Source organism: Henriciella marina (genome assembly GCF_027213945.1).
Classification (GTDB): domain Bacteria; phylum Pseudomonadota; class Alphaproteobacteria; order Caulobacterales; family Hyphomonadaceae; genus Henriciella; species Henriciella marina_A.
In genome coordinates this window covers 39,986-63,208 of the sequence record NZ_JAPWGW010000006.1, presented here as the reverse complement: position 1 = coordinate 63,208, position 23,223 = coordinate 39,986, and the positions used below count along the sequence as shown (strand labels likewise).

The following is a 23,223-nucleotide window of genomic DNA, read 5'->3' as shown; positions in this document are numbered from 1 at the left end:
ATCGTGATCGCTGCCGTCAGCGTCGTCTTGCCATGGTCAACATGGCCGATCGTGCCGATGTTTACGTGCGGCTTGTTCCGCGCAAACTTCTCTTTGGCCATAACACGGCCTCCTCTCGCTACTGTCCGGCCCGCCGGACGGGGGGGTGATGCTTCCTTTTGCCAGCGGGCCTTTGATTCCCGTTGAAGCGGGCGACATACACATGCGCGCGCGCGCTTTCAAGCACCCATGACAATTCAAGCGCAGGAGCCTGGCTTTGGTCTTGACAGCCAGCGGCTCAGGCAGTCTCCCTTCCCCCATATGAGCCAGACAACAGCCTTCCACACATTCGGCACGCCAGAGACGCTTCACATGGATGCAGCGCACTGGATTGAAACCCGGCTTGCGGACGCGCTTGCCCGGCGCGGCAAGGCCAGTCTGATCTGTTCAGGCGGCTCCACGCCCGGCCCTGTCTACCGTGAGCTTTCGCAGATCGACCTCGACTGGTCGAAAGTCAGCGTCGGGCTCGCCGATGAACGCTGGGTGGACGCGTCCGATAATGCCTCAAACGAGAAGCTGGTCCGCGAGACGCTGCTCCAGAACAAGGCCGCGGGCGCCACCTTCTTGCCGATGAAAACAAAAGATGCCTCGCCCTTTGACGCTGTCGACGATGTCGACGCGCTGTACCGGCCGATCACCTCGCCCGTCGACATTATGGTGCTCGGGATGGGCGCTGATGGCCACACGCTGTCATGGTTTGCAGACGCCAAAGGCCTCGATAAGGCGATGTCACCAGACGCCGGCCACCACGTGGCGGCAATCGAGGCCCCGAAATCCAAGACGACCGGTGACCATACGCTGCGCATGACGCTGACCCTGCCCGTCGTGGCGCGCGCCCGTTATGTTCTGCTCCTGATGAGCGGCGACCAGAAACGCACCGTTTTCGAGCGCCGAAACAGCGCTCATCCCGTTACACAAATGCGCAAGGCCGCAGGCGATGCGCTAACGATCTTTTCCTGCTCCTGACCCGAGGCTGACCAATGACACTGCATGACCACGCCGAACGGCTGCGTGCCCTGCCCTTCCGCACCATTCTGAGTGTCAGGGCCGCCACCAAACCGCTTTCAGCGGCGGGCTGGAACGTCGATCTTTCGCGCCACTATCTCGACACGGACGCAAACGCAGCACTTTTCGCGTTCGCCGACGACATGAAACTGAAAACAGCGATCGACCAGCTGTTCGATGGCGAAATGGTCAATCCGTCTGAAGGCCGGGCAGCGCTTCACTGGGCGCTTCGGGCAAGCGAGTCCAAGGGCGAAACTGTTCGCGAAATTCGCCAGAGCGTCGTCGATGCCGAAACGCTCGCGCAGGAAATCGCCTGGTCCAGCCGCAAAGGTGCGACCGGAGAGCGGTTCAAGGCCGTCGTCCATATCGGCATTGGCGGCTCTGACTTTGGCCCGCGCCTGATCGCAGATGCATTTGAGGACCGGAGGCGCGACGATATCGAGCTGCGCTATTGCGCCAACCTTGACCCGCTTGATCTTGAGCTCGCGCTGAAGGGCCTCGACCCGGCGCAGACGCTGATTGTTGGTGTCTCCAAATCCTTCGGCACCGAAGAAACCCTCTACAATCTTGGACGCGCGCGCGACTGGGTAAAGGCTTCGATTCCAAAGGGCTGGAGCAAACACTTCGCGCTCATTACTGCGAATCGCGAACGCGCCATTGATTGGCTGGATGGGGCGGATGGCCTCATTCTCCACATGCCAGAAACGATCGGCGGGCGATTCTCGATCTGGTCGGCCGGCTCCCTCGCCTGCTCTATCGCGCTGCAGTCGGACGTCATGGAAGACTTCCGCGCGGGCGCCGAAGCTATGGACCAGCATGTCGCCACCGCTGACGTCGCTGACAATCTCGCGATCCGTCTTGCCCTGCTCGATTACTGGAACGCGACAATACTTGGCTTTGGCGCACGTGCGCTGCTTGCCTATTCGCGCCGCCTGAGGCTCCTGCCGGCTTATCTGCAGCAGCTGGAAATGGAGTCGAATGGCAAGTCCGTTCGCCCCGACGGCCGGCCTGTATCAGGACCGACAGCCCCGCTGCTCTGGGGCGGCGAAGGCACGATCGGCCAGCACTCCTACCATCAGTGGCTCCACCAGAGCCCATCAATGGTGCCTGCTGAATTCATCCTCGCCCCTGGTGAGACATCCGATACGGACGGCGTGACAGGCCTCACGGCGCACGCGCTCGCCCAGGCCGAGGTGCTGGCCAATGGCCGGTCGCTTGCTGATGTACAGGCTGATGAGCCGGACCTGCCGCTGGAGATCGCTGCGCAGAAGGTACATGCAGGCGGGCGTCCATCGACAATCCTGCACGCACCGCGCCTCAACCCGTATCGTCTGGGTAGCCTGATCGCCCTGTACGAGCACCGCACCTATCTTGCGGGCAAGCTCTGGGGCCTAAACAGCTTCGACCAGTGGGGCGTAGAGCGCGGCAAGACGATGGCCGGACGGCTGAAGCCTGCCTTGCGCGGTGAGCGCCAGGCAAGCGACGCCATCACGGCGAAGCTGATCGCCGCGATCCGTTCATAGAGCTGATTATACGGAGAAATCCGTTAGTTGATCTTGTCGACCTGCGAGTATTCAAGGTCAACCGGCGTCGCGCGCCCGAAGATCGAGACCGATACTTTCAGGCGCCCAGCTGCTTCATCGACTTCTTCCACGCCGCCTTCAAAGCCCTGGAACGCGCCTTCATTGACGCGAACCTGCTCGCCGATCTCGAACGAGATCTGCGGACGCGGACGCTCAGCAGCTGGCTCATCTGCCGTGCCGAGAATGCGGTCGACTTCGCGCTGTGGAACAGGAAGCGGGCGTTTACCGCCTTCCGCACCAAGAAAGCCTGAAACCTTCGGCGTGTCGCGAACGAGGTGATAGACATCATCCGTCAGGTTCGCCTTGAGCAGGACATAGCCTGGGAAGTAGCGCTTCTCGACGGTCTTCTTCTTGCCGCGAACGACTTCGACGACTTCTTCGGTCGGAACTTCAATTTCTTCGATCAGCTCGGACAGGTTCTTGAGGTTTGCCTGGTCGCGAATGGTCTGGGCGACCTTCTTCTCAAAATTCGAGTAAGCGTGAACGATATACCATTTGGCCTCGGCCATGGGCGGGGCACTCCTTGAAAACTGTTAGGCGCCGAGACCGGTAATGAGGCCGATCAGGATAGCGATGACCTGGTCTGACAGGAACAGAAACAATGCCACGATGATCGACATGATCACGACCATGATGGTCGCCTGCACCGTTTCCTGCGGCGAGGTCCACGTCACCTTGCGGCCTTCCGCCTCGACCTGGCGGGCGAAGGTCACAGGGTCCACGCTTTTTTTCTTGTCCTTATCGGCCATCAAATACGTCCTGAAAGTCCGGGGAATTGTTACGGTCTCGACCGTATCGATGCACCGCCATACTCTTCCTTGCGCTGATTGTGAAGGCATGTGGGTGCAGGAAGTTCTGCGGGCAAGTCCAGAAGGCCGCTGACAAGCTACTCTTCCTGCCAATTGGGGATGTTCAGCCCCGGACAATCTGTACGCATCGCAAACAGTCCACCGGCGAAGGGCTGTGTGTCCATCTGGAAGCTGGTAAGGCCCGTGCGCGCAGTCGTGATGTAAAGCGTTCTGAGGTCGCTATCGCCGAAACAGAGGCCGGTCGGGCGGACCGTTGGAAGAGAGACAACCCTGTCGACCGCGCCGTCCGGTCTGTACCGGACGATACGCGCTCCGTCCCATTCGGCGTTCCAGACATAGCCATGCACATCAACCGCGCATCCGTCAGGATACCCTGCCCCTGTACTCGTTGTCGCAAATACCCTTCGCCCTGCGAGCGAACCGTCTTCGCGTACATCAAAGGCGAGAATTTCCTGCTCCGTCGTGTCCGCAGTGTAGAAAACGCTGCCGTCCGGGGAAAAACACCCCGTCGAAGGGATGACGACGGGACGCGCATCCATCTTTTCCAGTTCTCGGTTGCCCCGCAGCCTGTACCAACAGGACTTTGCCTGTTGTTCACCACTGTCCATAACCGCGAACCAGAAGCTGCCGTCCGGCCCGCATCCCCCACAGTTGATCCGCAGCTCCGAACCGTCGCCATCAAGCTGTGCAACCTGACGATATTCTTCTGTTTCGATGTCGAAGAAGCCGGCTTCGAGCCCACCCGCCATGAGCAGCTGCCCGCCCGCCAACGCAAGAGCGCTGGCCTTCAGCGGCAGGTCATAGCGGCGTGTATTGCCCGTTTTTGGCTTGAAACGGTGGAGCTTGGCCCGGTTCGGGTCGACCCAGAACAGCAGCCCTTCACTGGCGCTCCACACCGGGCTCTGGCCGAGAAGGCAGCTTGTGGGGGCAACGCATTGTGGATCAGCAGGCTTCATGTGTCGGCTGTAGCTTCGTTTGTAGCAACACGAAAGCCACTCCCTCGATTTCTGCAGCGCGCAAAAGAAAAGCGGCGCCTTGGAAGGCGCCGCTTCTCGCGGAATATCTGGTCTCTCTGACCGTTTACATCACACTTCGGCCGCGGACTGCGCGGGCGATAAAGCTGATCACCAGCAGCGCGAGAAAAACGAAGAAAAGGATCTGCGCGATACCAGCGGATGCGCCGGCAATACCACCGAAACCGAAAACTGCGGCGATAATTGCCAGAACGAAGAATGTAAGTGCCCAACCAAGCATGATTGATCTCCTTAGTTACGTGTTACGGCCCGATGCCGTTGATGAGAAAACGGGCATGGGGGCAAACGGGTTCCGCAAATAAATTTTGGAACCCCCGCCAATAGACATCGTTGAAAAAGGTCCGCGACTAGAAAGGATATTGTAATGAAAAAGAACCCAATCATGATCGCAGGTATCAGCCTCGTGGCGCTTCTCGCAGCAGGCTGCAACACGGTCGAAGGCGCAGGCCAAGACGTCGAGGCGACTGGTGAAGCCATTGAAGAATCTGCAGAAGAAGCTGGCGCTTAAGCCCCAAAAAAAAAACAAAAAATCAAAGCCCGGCCAGTTTTACTGGCCGGGCTTTTCTTGCTGCCGATACTGAATGCCGGATCAGACCGCTTCGGTGAGTTTGTTCTCAGCCGGAATATAGGAAAGAAGATATACAGTCGGGCGGATTGTGGCGTTCATGGCCTTCGTTTTCCCCGTGCGCAGACAGGACCAGAAAGCAACGCAAGCAACTCCAATCATGGAGCAGACGACGTCGAGCCTCGAAATACCGCCGAGGCGACGAAATACGTAAGCAACATCGCCCAAAGGTCCGATTGCCGGATCATAAGGTGTTGTTGCGGCTGGTTTTTGGGGGGCTGCGTTTTCCATGCTCACTCTACGCTATGGGCCGAAGTCGGTTCCCGGCGGGAACGAATTTCTCCAGCTAACGTTCGAAATTTACGCAGTTAAAAATGACTTCGAGGGCAAAATGGCAAAAGACCACGGATCATCCATCAAGGATGATGAAACCTATGAAGCGCTTCGGGACGATGGCTATTCAAAGTCCACAGCGGCGCGGATCGCAAACGCGAAGGCGAACTCTGACCAGGAACCCTCAAAGAAGGGCGGTCAATCGCCAGCCTATGAAGAGTGGACCAGCGAAGAGCTTTATGATCGCGCGCAGGAGCTGGATATTGAGGGCCGTTCAGACATGAAAAAGGACGAGCTGATCAAGGCGCTCCGGGAGAGCCGATGAGCAGGATCTCTGCGCTGGTCAATCCGCACTCGGGTAGCGTACCGGAAGACGGCGCTGAAATCCTTCGAGCCGCTCTTGAGGAGATTGGCCACACTGCCGCCATAGTAGAAATCGAGATCGACAATCTCGTCGATCAGATCAAAGATGCAATCGCCGACGCGCCCGACATTCTGATTGTCTGGAGCGGCGATGGGACGATTGCCTGCACTTTTGAAAATGCCGGCCCCGATGGCCCCCTGATACTGCCCCTGCCCGGTGGCACGATGAACCTGTTTCACAAACAGATACATGGCGGTGCTTGCGAATGGAATGATTGTCTCAATCGCGCTCTCACGGAGGGAAAGGAAATTGATGTTCCCGCCGGCAAGGCTGGTGAACGGACTTTCTATGTCGCCGCAATGGCTGGCAACCTTACCGATCTTACCGGCCCGCGCGAGGCCATCCGCAAAGGTCATGTATTGAAAGCACTAGAGACCCTTTCGGGTAGTGATGTTCTCGATCTGCGCACCAACATGACCTTTGAAATCGAGAAAAGCGACGGCAAACCGGTGTCCGGTTTCGCGACAGCGGCGTCCATCTTTGTGGGCACACAGCAGGACGATACGCTTGAATTTGCCTATATCGACCCAGACAATCCTCTTGAGCTTGCCGCAGCGGGCTTTGGCGCCCTTTTCGACGACTGGCGCAATGCCTCTGGCGTCAGCTGCGAAAACATACGCTCTGGAAAGCTCGAGCATGATCGCGGGCTCGACTTGAGGATAACACTCGATGGTGAACCGGTCCGTCTTAGGTCGGGCACGAGTTTTACGAGGATCGCAAAAGCGGGACGCGCTCTCAGCGCGAATTTGTAATGTCAAAGATAATTCAAGTTGCAGACGTCCATTTCGGAACGGAAAACCCGCGCGCCATTTCGGCCTTCAAGGCCACCGTGGACGCACTCGAACCCGATGCACTCGCCGTGTGCGGTGACCTTACCCAGCGCGGAAAACATGAGGAATTCGAAGCCGCCCGCAAATGGTTGGACACATTCTCGATTCCGAAGCTCGTTGTCGCAGGAAATCACGACACGCCGCTTCTCAATCTGTACGAGCGTGTCGTGTCGCCGTTTGAGCGTCATGACAATTACTTCGACGAATTCAGTGCGCCTGTCGAACTCGATAATGCGGTCCTTGCAGGCATCAACACGGCCCGTGGCTGGCAAACCCGCAAGAACTGGGCTGAGGGATCGGTCAATCTTGAGGATCTCGATAGTGCAATTTCTACCGGCAATGGTACGGAGAGGAAGACCGCATTCCTGATCTGCCACCACCCCTTCCTGTCGCCGCCTGATGCCCCGATGCGCACATCGACGCGCCGCGGCCGGCGGGCGAGCCGTCGCCTTGCGCAAAGCGGTTTTCGCTATCTTCTGACGGGACACGTACACGTGCCATCCGTCACAGTCGTGGACCATGAACAAGACGCCTATATCGCCGTATCCGCGGGTACGCTGTCAACGCGCCTACGCGCTAGCCCGGCAAGCTTCAACCTGATTGATATCTCGGGTGAGAACTGCGCAGTGACGATATTCAACCTGCACGGCGACCGGTTCGTTCCGCAAAAGCCGCACGTGCTGACGCCTGACTTCGAACTGAAAGAAACGCATCTCAGCGCAGACTAGAAGTCAGTCGCCTTCATCTCTCGCTCAGACCTGGGCATTCTCAACTCCACCGTATACCCCTTGCCGGGTTCCGAATGTGAGCTCATCTCGGCGCGCAACTGCTTGGCAAAAGCGGTCATCAATCTCGCGCCAAGCCCTGTCGATTTCGGCGCGTTTTCCTGCTCCTGCTCCCCGACACCATCATCGATGACCGAGAGGACGATATCATCACCGTCTTCCCACAGCTTTACCAGTATCGTTCCGCCATTCTCATCGAAGGCGTACTTCATGGCATTGGTCACTGCTTCGAGGAGGAATAGCGCAATCGGAATCGCATCGTCGGCGGGCCGGTCAATATCGGCGATGTCCTGCTTGATCGTCACGCGGATCTCATCCATCCCCAGCGCCCCCGCGAGGTGGGACAGCAGCGCATCGAGAAATGGATGCATGTGCACTGTTTCCAGTCGCTCGTGCTGGTAGAGCGTCTGGTGAACGATCGAGAGCGCATCAATCCTGTGGCGCGCTGCAGAGATGACATTTCGTGCGGCCGGGTCGGACACCTGGCGTCGTTGCAAATTCAGGAAGCTCGCAACGATCTGAAGATTGTTTTTGACCCGGTGGTGAATTTCTTTCACCGCGGAATCGCGTGTCGCAATAGCGGAGCGAAGGGAGCTATCGCGCTCAGCAATCCGGTTCGCCATCCGGTCGAACGTCCGTGCGAAGGACTGGATCTCATCAGGCGCGTTATCGAACTCATTGCCGATGCGAAAATTATAGTGCCCCTCACCGTAGATAAGCGCGAGCCGGCGCAACCTTGCCAGCCATTTCAGCACGAGACCATCTACAGCAAGCCACGCCGCGAGGAGCGCCAGCGTAAATGAAAGAAGCGGAATTCCGATCGATTCCAGCGGCCGCAGTGTGAACTCACTAAAGAGACCTGGCGAAGGCCTTGAGATGATTGCATAGATCCGGTTGTCGACGATCGCACGCACAACGACATCGACGGAGCCCTGATCATCCATGTTCAGCACGAACAGTTCACCGTCATCATCGCCGGTCGCGCTTGCAATCCAGTCGGGATCGACATTTGCGATACGTGCGCTGCCGAAGACCTGTCCACCACTATCGGAAAGCGCGAGCTCGACATCTTCGGGCAAATTCGTCAGGCGGATCGTACGAATTAGCTCATCGGTACGAAGGGGAAACGCGATCGCACCGCGGAACAAGCCATCGGGCCCCTCCACGCGGCGCATCACGGAGAACAGCCAAGCCTGGCTCTGCGGGCCGAAGAATGCGTCCGTGCGCACTTTCGTCTGCCCCTGGCGCAACAGTTCAAACGCCTCCAGCTGAACAACGCGCGCGCCGGTGGCCTGCAGGGCAGAGCATTCAGCGGCGCCATCCGAATTGAAAAATGCGATATTGGAAAGCTGCGGCACGCGCGGCGACAGGGTGGCAAATACGCCCCTGCAGTCGCCGTTCAGGATATCTGCTTCATAGATCTGCTGCAACGTATCGACCGTTGAGAGGATCTGCTCCACCTCATCGATTGCCCGGTCAGAGATCTCTACGAGGTTGTTACGCCGCTCCGCGCGAGCATCCTGCGCATTCAGATAGGACCGAAAACCAGCAAAGATCAGAATAGGAGTCAAAGCGGCTGCGATCGTGATCAACAATCGCAGCCTCAGTGAGCCCCTTTTGGAGGGCGCTCTACTAGTTCCTGGCGTCGGCGGTTGATCCACTGGAAAGCTCGTCAGCCTGTTTCATGATATCGTCGAATGCTTCCGAAGCGCGCAGCGTGCCATCACCCGAAAACCCGCCCTGGGTCTTGTCGATGATTTCGGCGAGCGCTTTGCGAGCACGGCTGACCCGGCTCTTGATTGTGCCTACGGCACATCCGCAGATTTCAGCGGTCTCCTCATAGGAAAGACCCCCTGCGCCCACCAGGATCAGGGCTTCGCGCTGATCTTCGGGGAGAACTGTAAGCCCCGTCCGCAAGGCAAGCAGGTCCATCGCAGAAGATGGATCATCGTTTGCAACCAGCGTCGCCTCTGCAACTTCCGGATCGAGTTGCTGGCGGCGCCAGCTTCTACGTTTCTCCGAATAGAAGAGATTGCGGAGAATCGTGAAGGTCCACGCCTTCAGATTCGTGCCGCTTTGATAGCTTGCGCGAGCCTTCCACGCCTTGAGCATGGCCTCTTGTGCAAGATCATCAGCAGCAGTGGCATTTCCGCAAAGACTGCGCGCAAAGGCACGCAGGTGTGGAATTAGTCCGGCGAGCTCTGCTTTGAACGCCTCATCATCGAGTGTCGGCTGGGTCAAAACAGTCTCTATTGCTTGTTCTTGGAATTGTCGGCCTGTTCGAGAAGATTCAAGAACTCCTCAGGAACAGCTTCCTCGGTGACCTCATCGTAGAGGCGGCGGAGCTGATCGCCGATCCGTTTCTGACGCAACTTGCGTGCACGGTCGTCGTCTGCGCTCCCTCCTGTCTGTTGGTCCATCGGTGTATGACTCGCTTTTTCGCTCATAAGTCCCCGGTGCTTATCTGAACAGCAGTAAAGCCTTCGGAAACGCAAAGTTCCATTCGACACAAACTTTTTTTCATTGGGTTGCAACTTTCCTGCTCAGCACAAGTTATAGACCGAACGTAATGTGCGAGGGTTAGCATGAGTCTTGTTGAACAATTTGGTCCACACCTGCCGTTTCTGCGCCGCTATGCGCGCGCGCTCACCGGCAGTCAGGAAAGTGGCGATTCGTATATCCGCGCCTCTCTGACGGCATTGGCTGAGGATCCGAGTCAGGTCAGTGACGAGCTGCCAGCGCGCCAGGCGCTTTACCGCTTCTTCCACGTCATCTGGGGGTCCACCGGTGCACGCTTGGAACGTCCGGGCGGTGCAATGACACCGGAAACACGCCTGCAGGCGCTCGCGCCGATTGAGCGACAGGCCTTCCTTCTCACCGCACTGGAAGGATTTCAGGTCAGTGAAGCTGCGACGATCCTGGGCAAGACGGTCCAGCAGGTTGAAGAGCTGATTGCCAAAGCCCACACCGACATCGAAGACACGCTTTCAACCAAGGTTCTGATCATCGAAGACGAACCCGTCATTGCAGCTGACCTCGAGAGCCTTGTCGAGGAACTCGGCCACGAAGTGACCGGCAATGCTACCACGCACACTGAAGCGGTCGCCATGGCCCGTGCCAATCCACCTGGACTGATCCTTTGCGACATTCAGCTAGCAGACAATTCTTCAGGTATTGAAGCTGCACATGAAATTCTTGAAGAACTCGATGTGCCGATCATCTTCATCACCGCCTTCCCTGAGCGGCTGCTGACAGGTGAGCGTCCTGAACCGACCTACCTTATTCCGAAACCGTTCCAGGAAAATACGGTGAAGGCGGCAATTGGACAGGCCCTTTTCTTCCACCCATCTTCGGAATCTGTGGCCGCAGAGTAAGCTCTGTCGCGAATGAAATTCAGTTTGTTTCAGCAAGGGTGACACATGACAGGCTTGCTGGAGCAGGCGGTCCACCGACTGGACCGTATTATGGGAATTGATAAGGAGCTGGCAGATATCTGTCGGCTCCTTAAACTTCCTGCAGAACTTATTGAGCGTGAGCTCGCAATCAGTCGCGACGATGGCAGAACGGACCTCATGCGCGCCTGGCGGTGCCGCTACAACACGCTGAAAGGCCCCACCAAAGGCGGCGTCCGCTTTTCAGCGAGCGCTGACGCCGATGAAGTCAAGCGGCTCGGCTTTCTCATGACACTGAAATGCGCTCTTCTCGACCTGCCTTTCGGCGGTGCGAAAGGCGCTGTCCGTATCGATCCACAGACATTGACGGACGCTGAGCGGCGCCAGCTCGCCATGGCTTATGGTGAGCTGTTCTCTGACACGCTGCGCGAAGACAATGACATCGCTGCGCCGGACGTCGCCACCACGCCTGAGGATATGGGAAATCTGGTCAAAGGCCTGGAGCCAGCGCACAATAGCGGTTCGGCTGGGGCTGTAATGGGGAAGCCCGTGGACATTGGCGGCCTTTCCATTCGCGAGGGCGCAACCGGTCGCGGCGCGGTGTTTCTGTTGCAGAGGCTGGCCGAAGATCTCGGGATCGATTTGTCCAGTGCGCGAATTGCCGTTCAGGGCATGGGCACGGTAGGTCTCGAATTCGCTCGGAATGCCACCAAAACCGGCGCAATCATTGTCGCTATGTCGGACAGCAGCGGCGCGGTCTTAAACGCAGATGGTCTCGATATCGAACAGCTGAGCCAGCAGAAAGCTACCGGCAGGCTGAACTACAACAACGACTGCGATGCCATCCTGAAGGTCGACGCAGACATACTTTGCCTCGCGGCTACATCTGACGTGATCGACGCCAGTAATGCTGGTGGCCTGTCCTGCAGGATGATCGTCGAGATTGCCAACGCTGCCATATCCGTCAACGCCGATGAAGTGCTCTCAAAGAACGGTATAATTGTCGGGCCTGACATCCTGTTTAATTCTGGTGGCGTCGCGGCCTCGCATCTTGAATGGCTCGCCTATCGGAAGGGCGGCAAAGACAAGCTCGGTGATATCGAGGCGATGTGGAAGGACCGACTTTCCGCAGCGGCTGGTTCGGTCTCGTCTACCATCCATGAATGTGACGGAAACTGGCGAAACGCTGCGTTGCTATACGCCCTGCGAGACCTGAACGCGGTCGCAATCGGCCAGGGCCTGTTTGAAAATTGAGGCTTCGCCGATCAGTTAGTCCGCCAGCCCTCTCTGGGGTTCGCCTGGCTCCATTACGCGTCGACCAGCACCGATGATCTGCAACTTCTTGAGGTGAAGATAGTCAGTATCGAAATGTGACAGGCGGGCCAGCTTGTTACGATCGACGATGGTGATTTCGCCGCCCCTTCCTTCCGTTATGAGGTCTGCCCGTCGCATTGCGGACATCGTTCGCGAAACATGTACTGGCGTCAGGCCGAGCGCATCTGCAATGTCGGCGCGGGTGAGAGGCACGGTGAGCCGCTCGACGTCCAGTCCCGTGGCACCCACGAAACGGCGCTGCAACTCGAGAAGCAGATGCCCAATACGTTCACGTGCAGATCGCCGGCCGATCCTGACGATCTGTTCGCGAAGAATCGATTCTTCCTGCACTGCCGACCACCAGAAGGCAGAAGCAAGACTTGCAGAACACTGAAGCATGTCGACGAAGACGTCTGACGCGATGACGAGCACCTTGCATTCAGTAATCGCCGTCAACGAATGGTCTGCCTTCAGATCGGCCAGAGACTGCAGGTCGAACACATCGCCCGGCAGCATGAAATTGACGATCTGCCGGCGACCGTCCTCGAGCAGCCTGTAACGGATCGCCCAGCCTTCCATGACGATGAACACATGGCGAATTGCATCCCCTGCCCGCACGATATCGTCACCTGCCAGAAAGACCTGTTCCTTATGGTCGAGCGCGTCGAACGGTCCCCACTCCTCATCGTCGAGGGTCACGTATTGTCCCAGCCGCTTCTTAAAAACGCTCATGAAAACAGCCTTCTTCCTACCAGTCTCGAAATACAGAAAATCAAAAAGGCAAATTCCATGGGTCGTGGAACGTTTGCAAGGACTTGGCGTTGATTAAATGAGATTAATTAGTAATGCCGGGAGTTACCAATGGCTGGACGAACTGCAACTAAGACAAATGGCGTAAAAGACGTCACCGCGAACGCTGCCGCCAAGGCGGCAGAATCTGACTTCGAGTCCCTCAAAGATGATGTCGCAAAGTTACGCTCCGACATTCAATCGCTCGCGTCGAATTCAGGCAAGTACATTCGCGAACGCACATCCAAAGAATATGACCGCGGCGTGCAGGTTTCAAAGGAATACGCTGACAAGGCTGGCGGCGAGGCAGAAAAAGCGCGCGACTATATCGAGGATAAAGTCCGTTCAAATCCGATTGCCTCAATCGGCATTGCATTTGGTAGCGGCGTTCTGCTTGCCATGCTGAAGCGCAAGTAACACCTTACCTTCATGGATGTCGCAAAACTTAGAATAATTGCAGGCGCTGGCGCGGTCTTTTTTGGCTTCGCCGGCGTCACCACGTTGACGGTCGCTGCCGTTATCGCCCTGATGTCGGTCATAGGTCTCCTCTGGGCAACAGTGTGCGTCGCAAGCGTCTTTCTGTTCATTGCCTGTGTTTGCACAGTCGTGTTTCTCAAACCTGGCAAATCGACGGAAGAGGAACTTGACCAGTTTGAGTCAGCAACCGCCGACATGCTGGCTGATCTGCCTTTCGACGCCATTGAGGCATTAGTCGAAAAGCGTCCAGTTGTTGCGGCCACTGTCGCGCTCGCGGCTGGCTACTTCCTCATTTCCAGCCCCGACAACGCGTCGAAAAGCTTGCAAAAACTGTTCGATCAACTGATCTAGCGGCCTATGGCCCGTCCTTGCAGAACTACAATCAGGCAGCAATTCCGTTCCGTCCTCGCATGTTGAGGACGGCTTTTCTTGTCGTATCAGCCCTTACGACAGGCGTGAGTCTGGGCCGTAAGGCGATTGGCGATGCGGTCAGCCGCAAGAAGCAGAAGATTATTCGCCAGGCTGCCATCGAAGCGCGCGAGCGGATCAGGAGCCATGCAGTCGCGTTCTTTCACGAGAACCTGGTTCACTTTGTGCAATCGGTGTTTATCAAGGCCCTGCTGCTCGTCCTGACATGGCTCGGCTTCCGTATTGGCCTCTATTCCCACACGGTCATGTCGGTCGTGACGGTCCTGCTGTTGATCGCCTTCATTATACGCGATGCGATCGTCATCTTCCCGACCGCAAAACTGGTGCTCAGCAAATTGCATGAACACCACTGGCGCCCAAAACAGGCACTGGGGGAGACTGTGGCCGCTCTTGTCTTTGAGCAGGTCCTTGAAGAAGCGGACACTTTCGACGCCAAGCGTACAACAAAGATCATCCTGTCCCTGTCGGGGCACAAGATGGACAGCATGACCCGCGAGATCGCGTCCGAAGTTGCAGATATTGCCCGTCAGACAAGCTGGCAGGATCTCCGTCCCTTCGTACTGGCAGCGGTAGGCAAGTTCGCGATCCTTTCGGCGCTCTACTCCTTGTTCGTTTTCATCCTGGTGAACACGGGTTAGCCGGCCAGAAAATCTACACTTTCCACCGTCTGTTCGGCAGCCTGTGCGGAACCGCTCTCGCGCGGCGGCGTTTTCCTCTCAATCGAGGAAAGCGGACACACCATGCGCACACCCATCAGATCACTGGCAATAGTTGCAGCAACCACGCTCTTCGCCGCGCCTGCAGTTGCAGACCGCGTGCATCTGACAGCCGTAGAAATGTCTGACGCGGAGACAGCATGCCGTTCAGGCCTGCCGATCATTCCGGTTGAAGTCGATTCTGGTGTCGAGACTGGCCAGTATGCGCTTCCGCTCAAGGGCGAAAGCGGTGAATTCAATTCCGCGCTCATCCTCGACGAAGAAACCCTCGATGCACTTCCGGAATGCCGCGCACGTGTCGAGCAGGCAGACTTCCTGCCAGAGCGCCCAAGACGCCACACGGCGCTCTCCTAAATTAAAGGAATATGGTGCGGGCGGCCGGGCTTGAACCGGCAAGACCATACGGTCGAGGGATTTTAAGTCCCTTGCGTTTACCAATTTCGCCACGCCCGCGAGGCGCGTCTCAGCTGTTTAGTTTGCACCGGCGGCTTGAGGCAAGCACGCTTGCCCGTCAGCTACATTCTAATCTGTGACACGCTCGAAGATGGCAGCAAGACCCTGCCCGCCGCCAATGCACATCGTTTCGAGACCATAGCGCGCATCACGGCGCTCCATCTCATACAGCATCGTCGTGAGAATGCGCACGCCTGTCGCGCCAACCGGGTGACCAAGCGAGATGCCGGACCCATTAGGGTTGAGGCGCTCATAATCTTCTTTCTCAAAGCCAAGCGCCTTGGTGCAGGCGAGGACCTGCGAGGCGAACGCTTCATTGAGCTCGATCACGTCGAGATCAGAGATTTTCAAGCCGGCACGGTCCAGCGCCTTCTGCGTCGATGGCACAGGGCCAATGCCCATGACTTCCGGACCAACGCCGGCCACCGACCACGAAGTGAGGCGCGCCAGCGGCTTCAGGCCATATTTCTCAGCCGCTTCGCGCGTACAGACGATACAGGCGGCCGCGCCATCATTCTGGCCGGAGGCGTTGCCCGCTGTCACGGTCGCATCCGGGTCGACCTTACCGCGTAGCGCGCGCAGCGTCGACAGCTTCTCAATCGAGGAGTCGGCGCGGATATGCTCATCCTTGTCGACGATCGTGTCGCCCTTGCGGCCCTTCACGGTGAACGGCACGATTTCCTGGTCGAACTTGCCGGATTTCTGCGCGGCCGCCGCCTTCATGTGGGAGTTGTAAGCAAACTCATCCTGCGCTTCGCGCGTAATGCCATAGTCGCGGCGCAGGTTCTCAGCCGTCTCGATCATGCCACCCTCTACCGGGTAGAACTTGCCGCCCGCCGTATAGCGCCCGCGTGTCAGGCCATCATGCAGCATCAGGCCGTCGCCCTTGATCTGCCAGCGCATATGCGTGGAAAAGAATGGCGCGTTTGACATGCTCTCTGCGCCGCCAGCAATCATCACATCGCTCGCACCGGTCGCAATCTGCATGATGGCGTAGATCACGCCCTGAAGGCCGGACCCGCAACGACGATCGATCTGGATCCCGCCCGTCCCGGTGGTGAGGCCAGCATCAAGCGCGACCACCCGGCCCAGCGCAGGTGCCTCCATGGACGGATAGCACTGCGCGAAAACGCAATCGTCGACCGCTTCGGCCGGCACATCATTGCGGCTCATCAGTTCGCGAACGAGGAAGGAAGCCAGGTCATGCGCCTGCTCTGATTTCAGGCTGCCGCCGAAGCCGCCGACAGGCAGACGAAGCGGTGAACAGATGACGACATCACGCATGGTATTTCCTCCCGAAACTGGTCCACGCCATACAGCCAATCTCGGCTCTGCGTGCAACCCATGCCGTGGAGAAATGCGTGGGCGCGGGCCACGCGCCGTTATCCAGTAATGATGACACGTCCGCTTTCGATATCGAAGCGCTCGCGCGTCAGCTGGACAAGGTCCGTCGCTGTGCCGCTGGTGATACGTACCCATACAGCATCAACCCGGCCATCCTCTGACTGGACCATCGCCACGGACCCGATCTCGTCGCCATACGCGTCCACAACGCGCATACCTGCTTTCGGTCCAGTCGGCTGAACAGGCGCTGCGCTGCCGCCATCCATTGCATTTGTTGCACTTGCGAGACGCAGCTCAGAACGGATCGCCCCGACTTCCGCGACGGCCGCTCGGCCAAAGCGCGGCTCACCGGGCTTTGCGACAGGTCCGCCGAGCAGTTCGTCGGAGGCCATGTATTGCTGTTCGAGATAGTTCGTCTGGCGTGCCCGCTCGCTATCGGGCCAGGTGCCAACTTCATAGTCGCTCGCATAGCGCCCGTTCGCCACGTAGGTCTCAGCGCTTTGCGCCAGAACCGGAGCGGTCACGGCAAAGCCGGTAGCGAGTATCAGAGCGATTTTTATGGGACGGGAGCGCGGAACAGACATGCCGGATCAACGGCAGGCCGGTCGCCAGAGTTCCCTTTAGTCTTCGACGCGCTCGACTTCGCTGTCAGCGAGGTCTTCTTCGGTGACCGGGTCCGGCAGACCCGTATCGATCAGCGTGCCGGTTTCCTCGGCGCTTTCAGTGTCGCGCATACGCTGCTGACGCTGGCGCAGGCGCTCTTCGGCTTCGCGGTCCCGGTCCACATTGGCGCGCAGATCATCCAGCGCGCTACGCGGGCCAAAGCGGCTCTCGGAGGTAAAGGACGAGTCGATATCGTTTGAATACGCGCCCGTCGCCCCATTCTCGTTACTGGTCGCAATCTGACCGGTCGCCGTCATGGAGAGGGCGAACGGAAGTGAAGCAAGAACAAAAATACGGGCGAGCATCTGTAACTCCGAAAAAAGAACCTTCACGCAGGAACTGGAGCATTTGCAGCATTTTCCAAGATAATGCCAGCAAATTTGCCCTGCTCGCCCGTATGTGGCCTAGCCGTTCTGGCCGCGTCCGCGTTCGGTCACCGCCTTGCGTGCCTGTTCGACACTGTCGGCTGTGACCGACTGGGCATGTTCGGCCGAGCGCTTCACTTCCATCTTCATCGCATCGCCGAATGTCGAGGCGAAACCGTCATCGATCAGCGCCTTGTACTTGCGCAGCAGCACAGCGTCACAGCTTGCCATCTCGTGGCCCATCTTGATCGCCGCAGGCAGCAGCGCATCCGCCTTGTAGACGCGGTTGACGAGGCCCCAGCGCTCTGCGGTCTCTGCATCGAGGAAGTTGCCGGTAAAGGACAGTTCCTTGGCGCGGCTCATGCCGATCATGCGCGGCAGTTTCTGGCTGAGCCCCCAACCTGGCACGATGCCGACGCGCGCATGTGTGTCAGCGAACTTCGCATTCTCTGATGCCAGCAAGACGTCGCACATCAGGGCGAGTTCAAAGCCACCGGTAATCGCAAACCCGTTGATCGCGCCAATGATCGGCCACGGGAAAGCGGCAAGACCTTTTGAAAGGTCAATATCGCCGCCATCAGCCCCGAGCGCGAAGCCTGTCTGCCCCGCTTCCTTGAGATCCACCCCCGCGGTGAAGGCGCGGCCCTCCCCCGTCAGCACGGCCGCGCGGACCGTATCGTCCTTTGCCAGCTCCGTGAACACTTTCACCAGCTCGGCACGCAGCGCGCGGCTGAGTGCATTCAGCGCATCCGGCCGGTTCATCGTTACAATGGCCACGGGGCCGTCTCTCTCCACGCGCACGATATTCTCGGACATCTCGCTTCCTCTCCATGGTCTTTGTTCTGCTTCGTCGCTAGAGACTTAAACTGCCCCACCGACAAACGCCAAGGCCAGACCATGGGTAAGCCTCCTGCCGACATAAACTTCACCTTTTCGGACGAGGAGCTCGAAGCGCTGAAGCCTTTTGGCGAAGTGCGCACCCATACGGCAGGCGCCCCTCTCGTGGATGAGGGCGATGCAAATGTAGATTGCCTCATCACCCTCTCAGGGCACACCGACATCCTCGTTGAGACGCCCGACGGCGAAAAGCGTCTTGGCTGGATGGAGCGCGGCCAGTTTGCTGGCGACATTTCCATCCTGACCGGTCAGGCGTCGCTTTCGCGCGTCGTGATGGGCAAGGGTGGTGAGGTCCTGCACATCTCGCATGACAGCTTTCAGCGCCTGCTGGTCGAGAACTCGCACTTCTCTGACATCTTCGTACGGACGCTGACGGCGCGGCGGATCTTCTCGCACAACGCCGCCCATGGCGCCGTCATCGTGATCGGTGATGCGCATGACCGCGACGTGTTCGTCGCACGCGACACCCTTTCCAAACACATGATCGCCCATCGCTGGCTCGACCCGGACAAGGACCCGCTGGCCAAGCGGATCATGGAGGCGCGGGAGATTCAGCCAGACGACCTGCCTGTCGTCATCCGCGGGCGTTCCCGCATCATGTCGCGTCCCGGCGTCAGTGAACTGTCCGAAGCTTTCGGCCTCGACCTCGTGCCCGACAATAGCTGCACGGACCTTGTCGTCGTTGGCGCAGGGCCTGCCGGACTTGCGGCATCTGTCTATGCTGCCTCCGAGGGCCTGACCGTCGTCACGCTCGACAGTGATGGCCCCGGCGGACAGGCCGGCACATCGTCAAAGATCGAGAACTATCTCGGCTTCCCGATGGGCGTGTCTGGCCGCGAGCTCGCTTCGCGTGCCTCCATCCAGGCGCAGAAATTCGGCGCACGCATCGCCTCGCCTGCGACTGCCGTCGACCTCGCCCGCGATGGCGACAATTACTGCCTGTCCCTGAAGGACGGCCGCCGCCTGAAGGCGCGCGCCGTGGTCATCGCAACAGGCGCACAGTACAGCCGCCTGCCGATCGAGAACCTCGAACGGTTTGAAGGACGCGGAATTTATTACGGCGCAACGCCGATGGAGGCGCAGCTTTGCGGCGGCCAGGATGTTTGCATCGTCGGTGCAGGCAATTCCGCCGGTCAAGGGGCGGTCTTCCTAAGTCAGGCCGCCCGCAATGTGCACGTCCTGTTCAGACGACCCAATATTCGAGACACAATGTCGGAATACCTCGTTCGCCGGCTTGAAGAGACGCCGAACATCCACCTCCACGCGGAAACAGAAATCGAGACACTTCACGGCACGGGCAGCGAAGATCAACTCAATGACCGGCTCACCCGGCTCAGCTTTCGCCACCGCACCACAAAGGATATAAGCGAGCACGATATCGGCTTTGTCTTCCTCTTCATCGGCGCCCAGCCATTCACTGACTGGCTGCCCCAGCATATGAGCTGCGATGAGAAAGGGTTCGTGAAAACAGGTCCGGACCTCTCCAATCTCGACCTCGTTCGCGCAGGCTGGACGCTGGACCGGATGCCGACCCGCTATGAAACCTCATGGCCGCGCGTCTATGCCGTCGGCGATGTTCGGATCGGATCGGTCAAACGGGTCGCTTCGGGCGTTGGCGAAGGCTCAGTCGTCGTGAGCGACATTCACAAGGCTCTTGCAGAAGCAGACCCGCCTAGCGGTTCCTGAGCGCAAACCGCGCAAGCGCGACGAGGCCGAGGACGCCGGCAAGTAGCGCCGCAAAAGCGAACATGCCGAACTTCGCCGGCGTGAGATACGTCTTTAGCCAGAGGTAATTGCCTGCGTCCTGTAGCGCGATCATCTGGACCGTGTTCTCTGCGAGATCCAGAATGACGATCAGGAAGGCCGGGACCATGGCGAGCCGAGCAAACCGCACCGGCGCGAAGCGCGCAGCCAGCCCAGCCAGGAATGCGCCATAAGCCAGCGGGTACGCCGTATCGATGATCAGTGTCGTCCAGAAGTGCACCGTCCGGGCGTCGGCATTCATTTCAGCAAGGCGGGCTTCCGCCGCCGGGCCGGACCAGATCATGTCGAGAAGTTCGCCATCAATGACCGGTGCGACGAGGCTGAAACAAAAACCGATGGCGACCATGGCGATCCCCGACAGGATGATCACCGGCGTCCTTGAGAGAGTGGGCCTGCTCAACTTGCTTCTCCTTCTATGACTTCGCCGTCACCACCGACGGAGGCGGCCAGTTCGACAAGCTTCTGCGCTGCAATGGTCAGCGCGGCTTCATCAGCAGAGCGAGCGATCAGCGACACACCATGATCGTTCACTGACCTGAACCAGGGATAGGAGCCGAAGCTCACCTCTTCGAATGATTTGTCGAGTTCGCTGAGCGCCTCGGCGATATCGCCTTCGCGCAGGCCCGGTACACGTACCGTCCGTGCATGGACCACCCTGCCATGCTCCAGCCTGTGACCGACATCCTGAAGCATGCCCTGAACAATGGAAGGCACACCCGCCAAAGTGAAGACATTCCCGGTCTGAAAGCCTGGCGCCCCCGATACCGGGTTCTCGATCAGGCTTGCGCCGTCGGGAATGCGCGCCATGCGCTGGCGCGCCTCGGTGAATTCGGTGCCGATCTCGTCATAGCGTTCCTGTAACATCGCCATCACATCGGGATGCTTGTCGATCCCGATGCCGAAGGCGGCGGCAATCGCATCCGCCGTAATATCGTCATGGGTCGGCCCGATCCCGCCCGTCGTGAAGACATAAGCATAGCGTTCCCGAAGCGCATTGACCGCCTCGACGATGCGCGCCTGAACGTCGGGTACGATCCGTACTTCTTCGACTGGAATGCCGAGCGGACGCAGATATCCCGCAATCTGCTGGACGTTGATGTCCCGCGTGCGTCCTGAAAGAAGCTCGTCCCCGATGAGGCAGATAGCGGCGGTAGGTGCTGTCATAGATATGTCCTGCGAATGACTGACCTGTCTCTCTAGCCGATAGGCTAGCGAGGAGTTGGCCAAATTATGTACTATTTCTGCAAGGCATCGTAGACCAGCGCCATTGACTGGGCGCGCGGCTCAAACGGCATATCGGGATTATCTCCAAATCGCTGGATCATTCCAATAAAGTACAGATCGTTCACCGGATCGATCCAGAACCATGTCCCGGCTGCGCCGCCCCAATAATAGGTGCCAGCCCCTGCAGGGCTCGCCATGCCTTCAGGGTCTGAGATAACGCCCCAGCCCAGACCAAACTTGTGCGGCTCTGCCGTCATGGTGGCCCGCGCCGTACCGTTGAACCCAATGCCCAGATCTTCGGGCAGCTGGTCGCTCGTCATCAGGTCGACTGTCTCTGGCAAAATGATCTCTGCGCCATCGAGGCTCCCTGCATTCAGCATCATCTGGCTGAAGCGGGCATAGTCATCAATTGTCGCGACAAGCCCGTGCCCACCCGACTCGAACGGTACGGTCTCCTCACGATAGAGGTAAGGCAGTGCCCCCTGGCTTTCTCGGGTCTCCGGAACCGGCACGAAGCGACCTGCTTCGGACGACCAGACCATCAGGTCAGCGAAGCGCTCATAATCGCCGTCTGGAACAAAAAAGCCGGTGTCATCCATTCCCAGCGGGGTGAAAATGTTGGCGTCGAGATACTCGCCAAGGCTCACCCCGGAGAAGTGCTCGATCAGATAACCCTGGATATCGACGCTGACTGAGTAAGACCATTGCTCGCCCGGCTGGAACAGAAGCGGCACGTCGGCGACCTTGTCGACCAGCATGTCGAGATCCTGCGAACGAAGGATGCCGGTCTCCCGGAACTGGCGGTTCGCATAGTCCTGTCCGAACAGACCATAGGCGAACCCTGCCGTATGGCGCATGGCATCGCGAATAGTCGGCTCGCGTTCCAGCTGTTCAAGGACAGGCGTGCCATCCTCATTCTCACCGGCCAGCACCTGCAGGTTCTCGAACTCTGGGATATAGTCACTTAGCGGATCGTCGAGGTCGAACTTGCCGTCTTCATAAAGCTGCATCAGAGCTACACTGGTGACCGGCTTCGTCATGGAATAGATGCGCCAGATCGTGTCCTCGCCGAGAGGGGTCTGCTCTTCGACATCGCGCAGTCCATGGGCAGCGGAATAGACGACCTCGCCATCCTGAACGAGCAGGGCTTCGATGCCAGCCACCTGCCCTGCCCCGACATAGCCTGCGAGAAGATCGTCGAGCGCGGCGAGCCCCTCTTGGCTGAACGAAGCACCCGCTTCTGCGGCGGCATCTTCGCTTTCGGGCGACGATGCAGGCACGTTTTCTGCCGGATCAGCTGCATTTGTGCAGGCCGCCGCCAGAAACACCGCCAGTACACCGCCCATACACCGTGACAGCACCATGATTTCGTTCTTCACGACGATTTCCTCCCAGGACTTTCCGACTTTAACAAGCGCTAGTTTCCGCCTGCAGGCAACCTCTTCGGTCGGCCCAACGTTTCAGACTTGACCCGACACCTCGCCGCTCAAGGTGAGAGGTATCAACAGCTTCCCCAAAGGAAAGGACTTCAGCATGAAACGTCACGCCACAGCCCATTGGTCAGGCCCCCTCAAGGACGGCAAAGGCACCATCGACACCCAGAGCGGCGCGCTCTCAAGCCATGGTTATTCCTTCAAGGCCCGCTTCGAAGACGAAAGCGGCAAGGCCGGGACGAACCCGGAAGAGCTGCTCGGCGCGGCCCATGCGGGCTGTTTTGCGATGCAGCTTTCGGCCTTCCTCGCCATGAACGACACGCCGGCCGAGGACCTTGAAGCGAAATCCGTCGTCACGGTTGAGGAAGTGGATGGCGGCTTTGAAGTGAAGTCGTCCGCCCTGACCCTCACCGGCAAAGTGCCGGGGATCGAGGAGGCGAAATTCCAGGAGCTTGCCAACAAGGCCAAGGAAGAATGCCCACTGTCCAAGGCCCTCGGCGCCATTAAAGTGACGCTCGACGCCAAACTCGCCTGATCTTGTTCAGGGATAGTACAG

At 58.6% G+C, this 23,223-nt stretch carries 31 protein-coding genes and 1 tRNA gene; 14 read left to right on the top strand and 18 right to left on the bottom strand.

The annotated features are described in order from the left end of the window. On the bottom strand, positions 1–101 hold a 101-nt coding region (locus O4G74_RS15700), incomplete at its 3' end, for a GTP-binding protein (protein WP_269402830.1). A gap of 199 nt (positions 102–300) precedes the next feature. Between O4G74_RS15700 and pgl the strand changes: the two genes are divergently transcribed. Both pgl and pgi read left to right on the top strand, forming a co-directional pair. After that, positions 301–1,005 (top strand): 6-phosphogluconolactonase, encoded by a 705-nt coding sequence (gene pgl / locus O4G74_RS15695; RefSeq protein ID WP_269403482.1) that lies wholly within the window; start codon positions 301–303, stop codon positions 1,003–1,005. A gap of 14 nt (positions 1,006–1,019) precedes the next feature. After that, a complete protein-coding gene (gene pgi / locus O4G74_RS15690; RefSeq protein ID WP_269403481.1) occupies positions 1,020–2,567 on the top strand; it encodes a glucose-6-phosphate isomerase in 1,548 nt (515 codons plus the stop codon). Positions 2,568–2,590: 23 nt separating this feature from the next. Here the strand turns inward: pgi and nusG are convergent, their stop codons facing one another. The 4 genes from nusG to O4G74_RS15670 form a co-directional block, all read right to left on the bottom strand. Then, positions 2,591–3,136 carry a transcription termination/antitermination protein NusG gene (gene nusG, locus O4G74_RS15685; protein ID WP_119377899.1) on the bottom strand — a complete coding sequence of 182 codons (546 nt, stop codon included), beginning with the start codon at positions 3,134–3,136 and terminating at the stop codon, positions 2,591–2,593. A gap of 24 nt (positions 3,137–3,160) precedes the next feature. Next, complete coding sequence (secE, locus tag O4G74_RS15680; RefSeq protein WP_119377900.1) at positions 3,161–3,376, bottom strand: preprotein translocase subunit SecE; 216 nt, start codon at positions 3,374–3,376, stop codon at positions 3,161–3,163. 137 nt (positions 3,377–3,513) lie between these two features. Further along, on the bottom strand, positions 3,514–4,392 hold the full coding sequence (locus O4G74_RS15675; RefSeq protein ID WP_269403480.1) for an SMP-30/gluconolactonase/LRE family protein: 879 nt from the start codon (positions 4,390–4,392) through the stop codon (positions 3,514–3,516). Positions 4,393–4,516: 124 nt separating this feature from the next. After that, positions 4,517–4,690, bottom strand: a complete 174-nt coding sequence (locus tag O4G74_RS15670) for a DUF1328 domain-containing protein (protein ID WP_119377902.1) — start codon at positions 4,688–4,690, stop codon at positions 4,517–4,519. Positions 4,691–4,834: 144 nt separating this feature from the next. On the opposite strand from O4G74_RS15670, the gene O4G74_RS15665 reads away from it, so the two are divergent. Beyond that, on the top strand, positions 4,835–4,978 hold the full coding sequence (locus O4G74_RS15665; protein ID WP_269403479.1) for an entericidin A/B family lipoprotein: 144 nt from the start codon (positions 4,835–4,837) through the stop codon (positions 4,976–4,978). An 81-nt stretch (positions 4,979–5,059) separates the two neighbouring features. Here O4G74_RS15665 and O4G74_RS15660 read toward each other — a convergent pair whose 3' ends face one another. Continuing rightward, positions 5,060–5,326: a hypothetical protein gene (locus O4G74_RS15660; protein WP_269403478.1), complete on the bottom strand. Its 267-nt coding sequence runs from the start codon at positions 5,324–5,326 to the stop codon at positions 5,060–5,062. A 100-nt stretch (positions 5,327–5,426) separates the two neighbouring features. Between O4G74_RS15660 and O4G74_RS15655 the strand changes: the two genes are divergently transcribed. Genes O4G74_RS15655 through O4G74_RS15645 form a run of 3 tightly spaced genes read left to right on the top strand, consistent with a single transcriptional unit; the run spans position 5,427 to position 7,350 of the window. After that, positions 5,427–5,693, top strand: coding sequence for a DUF7218 family protein (locus tag O4G74_RS15655; RefSeq protein WP_269403477.1), 267 nt, complete (start codon positions 5,427–5,429; stop codon positions 5,691–5,693). After that, positions 5,690–6,544, top strand: coding sequence for a diacylglycerol/lipid kinase family protein (locus tag O4G74_RS15650; protein WP_269403476.1), 855 nt, complete (start codon positions 5,690–5,692; stop codon positions 6,542–6,544). Before O4G74_RS15655 ends, O4G74_RS15650 begins: the two co-directional genes overlap by 4 nt. Next, positions 6,544–7,350, top strand: coding sequence for a metallophosphoesterase family protein (locus tag O4G74_RS15645; RefSeq protein WP_269403475.1), 807 nt, complete (start codon positions 6,544–6,546; stop codon positions 7,348–7,350). Before O4G74_RS15650 ends, O4G74_RS15645 begins: the two co-directional genes overlap by 1 nt. Here the strand turns inward: O4G74_RS15645 and O4G74_RS15640 are convergent. The 3 genes from O4G74_RS15640 to O4G74_RS15630 are packed head-to-tail and all read right to left on the bottom strand — an operon-like array spanning position 7,347 to position 9,827. After that, positions 7,347–8,999 carry a sensor histidine kinase gene (locus O4G74_RS15640; RefSeq protein WP_269403474.1) on the bottom strand — a complete coding sequence of 551 codons (1,653 nt, stop codon included), beginning with the start codon at positions 8,997–8,999 and terminating at the stop codon, positions 7,347–7,349. The two genes, O4G74_RS15645 and O4G74_RS15640, sit on opposite strands and share 4 nt — an antisense overlap. Positions 9,000–9,039: 40 nt before the next feature. Beyond that, on the bottom strand, positions 9,040–9,648 hold the full coding sequence (locus O4G74_RS15635; RefSeq protein ID WP_269403473.1) for a sigma-70 family RNA polymerase sigma factor: 609 nt from the start codon (positions 9,646–9,648) through the stop codon (positions 9,040–9,042). 8 nt (positions 9,649–9,656) lie between these two features. Beyond that, entirely contained in the window at positions 9,657–9,827 is a 171-nt protein-coding gene (locus O4G74_RS15630) for a NepR family anti-sigma factor (protein WP_269403472.1), read from the bottom strand. 165 nt (positions 9,828–9,992) lie between these two features. Here O4G74_RS15630 and O4G74_RS15625 point away from each other — a divergent pair, with 165 nt between their 5' ends. Continuing rightward, positions 9,993–10,781 carry a response regulator gene (locus O4G74_RS15625; RefSeq protein WP_119377911.1) on the top strand — a complete coding sequence of 263 codons (789 nt, stop codon included), beginning with the start codon at positions 9,993–9,995 and terminating at the stop codon, positions 10,779–10,781. 90 nt (positions 10,782–10,871) lie between these two features. Then, positions 10,872–12,053, top strand: a complete 1,182-nt coding sequence (locus O4G74_RS15620) for a Glu/Leu/Phe/Val family dehydrogenase (protein WP_269403471.1) — start codon at positions 10,872–10,874, stop codon at positions 12,051–12,053. 15 nt (positions 12,054–12,068) lie between these two features. Here the strand turns inward: O4G74_RS15620 and O4G74_RS15615 are convergent, their stop codons facing one another. Continuing rightward, positions 12,069–12,845 carry a Crp/Fnr family transcriptional regulator gene (locus O4G74_RS15615; RefSeq protein ID WP_269403470.1) on the bottom strand — a complete coding sequence of 259 codons (777 nt, stop codon included), beginning with the start codon at positions 12,843–12,845 and terminating at the stop codon, positions 12,069–12,071. Positions 12,846–12,974: 129 nt separating this feature from the next. On the opposite strand from O4G74_RS15615, the gene O4G74_RS15610 reads away from it, so the two are divergent. The 4 genes from O4G74_RS15610 to O4G74_RS15595 all read left to right on the top strand — a co-directional run bounded on the left by O4G74_RS15610 (position 12,975) and on the right by O4G74_RS15595 (position 14,878). Then, the gene (locus tag O4G74_RS15610) at positions 12,975–13,319 is read left to right on the top strand and encodes a DUF883 family protein (RefSeq protein WP_269403469.1); all 345 of its coding nucleotides are present in this window, start codon (positions 12,975–12,977) and stop codon (positions 13,317–13,319) included. A gap of 12 nt (positions 13,320–13,331) precedes the next feature. Further along, positions 13,332–13,730, top strand: coding sequence for a phage holin family protein (locus O4G74_RS15605; RefSeq protein WP_269403468.1), 399 nt, complete (start codon positions 13,332–13,334; stop codon positions 13,728–13,730). A 59-nt stretch (positions 13,731–13,789) separates the two neighbouring features. Further along, positions 13,790–14,446 (top strand): hypothetical protein, encoded by a 657-nt coding sequence (locus O4G74_RS15600; protein ID WP_269403467.1) that lies wholly within the window; start codon positions 13,790–13,792, stop codon positions 14,444–14,446. Positions 14,447–14,548: 102 nt separating this feature from the next. After that, positions 14,549–14,878 (top strand): hypothetical protein, encoded by a 330-nt coding sequence (locus O4G74_RS15595; RefSeq protein WP_269403466.1) that lies wholly within the window; start codon positions 14,549–14,551, stop codon positions 14,876–14,878. A 12-nt stretch (positions 14,879–14,890) separates the two neighbouring features. On the opposite strand, the gene O4G74_RS15590 is transcribed toward O4G74_RS15595, so the two are convergent. The 5 genes from O4G74_RS15590 to O4G74_RS15570 all read right to left on the bottom strand — a co-directional run bounded on the left by O4G74_RS15590 (position 14,891) and on the right by O4G74_RS15570 (position 18,165). Beyond that, a tRNA-Leu gene (locus O4G74_RS15590) sits at positions 14,891–14,977 on the bottom strand. A gap of 69 nt (positions 14,978–15,046) precedes the next feature. After that, on the bottom strand, positions 15,047–16,261 hold the full coding sequence (locus tag O4G74_RS15585; RefSeq protein WP_269403465.1) for an acetyl-CoA C-acetyltransferase: 1,215 nt from the start codon (positions 16,259–16,261) through the stop codon (positions 15,047–15,049). Positions 16,262–16,359: 98 nt separating this feature from the next. Beyond that, complete coding sequence (locus O4G74_RS15580; protein ID WP_269403464.1) at positions 16,360–16,905, bottom strand: hypothetical protein; 546 nt, start codon at positions 16,903–16,905, stop codon at positions 16,360–16,362. Between the two features lie 36 nt (positions 16,906–16,941). Further along, a complete protein-coding gene (locus tag O4G74_RS15575; RefSeq protein WP_269403463.1) occupies positions 16,942–17,289 on the bottom strand; it encodes a hypothetical protein in 348 nt (115 codons plus the stop codon). 99 nt (positions 17,290–17,388) lie between these two features. After that, entirely contained in the window at positions 17,389–18,165 is a 777-nt protein-coding gene (locus O4G74_RS15570; protein ID WP_018146839.1) for an enoyl-CoA hydratase, read from the bottom strand. A gap of 81 nt (positions 18,166–18,246) precedes the next feature. On the opposite strand from O4G74_RS15570, the gene O4G74_RS15565 reads away from it, so the two are divergent. Further along, positions 18,247–19,932 (top strand): FAD-dependent oxidoreductase, encoded by a 1,686-nt coding sequence (locus O4G74_RS15565; protein ID WP_269403462.1) that lies wholly within the window; start codon positions 18,247–18,249, stop codon positions 19,930–19,932. Here O4G74_RS15565 and O4G74_RS15560 read toward each other — a convergent pair. From O4G74_RS15560 to O4G74_RS15550, 3 genes are all read right to left on the bottom strand, one after another. Further along, the gene (locus O4G74_RS15560; protein WP_269403461.1) at positions 19,919–20,410 is read right to left on the bottom strand and encodes a hypothetical protein; all 492 of its coding nucleotides are present in this window, start codon (positions 20,408–20,410) and stop codon (positions 19,919–19,921) included. The genes O4G74_RS15565 and O4G74_RS15560 overlap by 14 nt on opposite strands. Further along, positions 20,407–21,174, bottom strand: a complete 768-nt coding sequence (locus O4G74_RS15555; protein WP_269403460.1) for a competence/damage-inducible protein A — start codon at positions 21,172–21,174, stop codon at positions 20,407–20,409. Before O4G74_RS15555 ends, O4G74_RS15560 begins: the two co-directional genes overlap by 4 nt. Before the next feature lie 71 nt (positions 21,175–21,245). Then, the gene (locus O4G74_RS15550) at positions 21,246–22,613 is read right to left on the bottom strand and encodes a serine hydrolase domain-containing protein (RefSeq protein ID WP_269403459.1); all 1,368 of its coding nucleotides are present in this window, start codon (positions 22,611–22,613) and stop codon (positions 21,246–21,248) included. A gap of 154 nt (positions 22,614–22,767) precedes the next feature. Between O4G74_RS15550 and O4G74_RS15545 the strand changes: the two genes are divergently transcribed. After that, positions 22,768–23,202 carry an OsmC family protein gene (locus O4G74_RS15545; protein ID WP_269403458.1) on the top strand — a complete coding sequence of 145 codons (435 nt, stop codon included), beginning with the start codon at positions 22,768–22,770 and terminating at the stop codon, positions 23,200–23,202. The last annotated feature ends 21 nt before the right edge of the window (positions 23,203–23,223 follow it).

What these genes read in the sequence shown, in the direction of transcription:
- O4G74_RS15645 (WP_269403475.1), top strand. Translation starts at nt 6,544, where the DNA reads ATGTCAAAGATAATTCAAGTTGCAGACGTCCATTTCGGAACGGAAAAC.
- O4G74_RS15580 (WP_269403464.1), bottom strand. Translation starts at nt 16,905, where the DNA reads ATGTCTGTTCCGCGCTCCCGTCCCATAAAAATCGCTCTGATACTCGCT.
- O4G74_RS15610 (WP_269403469.1), top strand. Translation starts at nt 12,975, where the DNA reads ATGGCTGGACGAACTGCAACTAAGACAAATGGCGTAAAAGACGTCACC.
- O4G74_RS15675 (WP_269403480.1), bottom strand. Translation starts at nt 4,392, where the DNA reads ATGAAGCCTGCTGATCCACAATGCGTTGCCCCCACAAGCTGCCTTCTC.
- O4G74_RS15655 (WP_269403477.1), top strand. Translation starts at nt 5,427, where the DNA reads ATGGCAAAAGACCACGGATCATCCATCAAGGATGATGAAACCTATGAA.
- O4G74_RS15615 (WP_269403470.1), bottom strand. Translation starts at nt 12,845, where the DNA reads ATGAGCGTTTTTAAGAAGCGGCTGGGACAATACGTGACCCTCGACGAT.
- O4G74_RS15605 (WP_269403468.1), top strand. Translation starts at nt 13,332, where the DNA reads ATGGATGTCGCAAAACTTAGAATAATTGCAGGCGCTGGCGCGGTCTTT.
- pgi (WP_269403481.1), top strand. Translation starts at nt 1,020, where the DNA reads ATGACACTGCATGACCACGCCGAACGGCTGCGTGCCCTGCCCTTCCGC.
- O4G74_RS15630 (WP_269403472.1), bottom strand. Translation starts at nt 9,827, where the DNA reads ATGGACCAACAGACAGGAGGGAGCGCAGACGACGACCGTGCACGCAAG.
- O4G74_RS15600 (WP_269403467.1), top strand. Translation starts at nt 13,790, where the DNA reads ATGTTGAGGACGGCTTTTCTTGTCGTATCAGCCCTTACGACAGGCGTG.
- O4G74_RS15585 (WP_269403465.1), bottom strand. Translation starts at nt 16,261, where the DNA reads ATGCGTGATGTCGTCATCTGTTCACCGCTTCGTCTGCCTGTCGGCGGC.
- O4G74_RS15565 (WP_269403462.1), top strand. Translation starts at nt 18,247, where the DNA reads ATGGGTAAGCCTCCTGCCGACATAAACTTCACCTTTTCGGACGAGGAG.
- O4G74_RS15545 (WP_269403458.1), top strand. Translation starts at nt 22,768, where the DNA reads ATGAAACGTCACGCCACAGCCCATTGGTCAGGCCCCCTCAAGGACGGC.
- O4G74_RS15625 (WP_119377911.1), top strand. Translation starts at nt 9,993, where the DNA reads ATGAGTCTTGTTGAACAATTTGGTCCACACCTGCCGTTTCTGCGCCGC.
- O4G74_RS15665 (WP_269403479.1), top strand. Translation starts at nt 4,835, where the DNA reads ATGAAAAAGAACCCAATCATGATCGCAGGTATCAGCCTCGTGGCGCTT.
- O4G74_RS15670 (WP_119377902.1), bottom strand. Translation starts at nt 4,690, where the DNA reads ATGCTTGGTTGGGCACTTACATTCTTCGTTCTGGCAATTATCGCCGCA.
- pgl (WP_269403482.1), top strand. Translation starts at nt 301, where the DNA reads ATGAGCCAGACAACAGCCTTCCACACATTCGGCACGCCAGAGACGCTT.
- nusG (WP_119377899.1), bottom strand. Translation starts at nt 3,136, where the DNA reads ATGGCCGAGGCCAAATGGTATATCGTTCACGCTTACTCGAATTTTGAG.
- secE (WP_119377900.1), bottom strand. Translation starts at nt 3,376, where the DNA reads ATGGCCGATAAGGACAAGAAAAAAAGCGTGGACCCTGTGACCTTCGCC.
- O4G74_RS15620 (WP_269403471.1), top strand. Translation starts at nt 10,872, where the DNA reads ATGGGAATTGATAAGGAGCTGGCAGATATCTGTCGGCTCCTTAAACTT.
- O4G74_RS15575 (WP_269403463.1), bottom strand. Translation starts at nt 17,289, where the DNA reads ATGCTCGCCCGTATTTTTGTTCTTGCTTCACTTCCGTTCGCCCTCTCC.
- O4G74_RS15595 (WP_269403466.1), top strand. Translation starts at nt 14,549, where the DNA reads ATGCGCACACCCATCAGATCACTGGCAATAGTTGCAGCAACCACGCTC.
- O4G74_RS15660 (WP_269403478.1), bottom strand. Translation starts at nt 5,326, where the DNA reads ATGGAAAACGCAGCCCCCCAAAAACCAGCCGCAACAACACCTTATGAT.
- O4G74_RS15555 (WP_269403460.1), bottom strand. Translation starts at nt 21,174, where the DNA reads ATGACAGCACCTACCGCCGCTATCTGCCTCATCGGGGACGAGCTTCTT.
- O4G74_RS15570 (WP_018146839.1), bottom strand. Translation starts at nt 18,165, where the DNA reads ATGTCCGAGAATATCGTGCGCGTGGAGAGAGACGGCCCCGTGGCCATT.
- O4G74_RS15650 (WP_269403476.1), top strand. Translation starts at nt 5,690, where the DNA reads ATGAGCAGGATCTCTGCGCTGGTCAATCCGCACTCGGGTAGCGTACCG.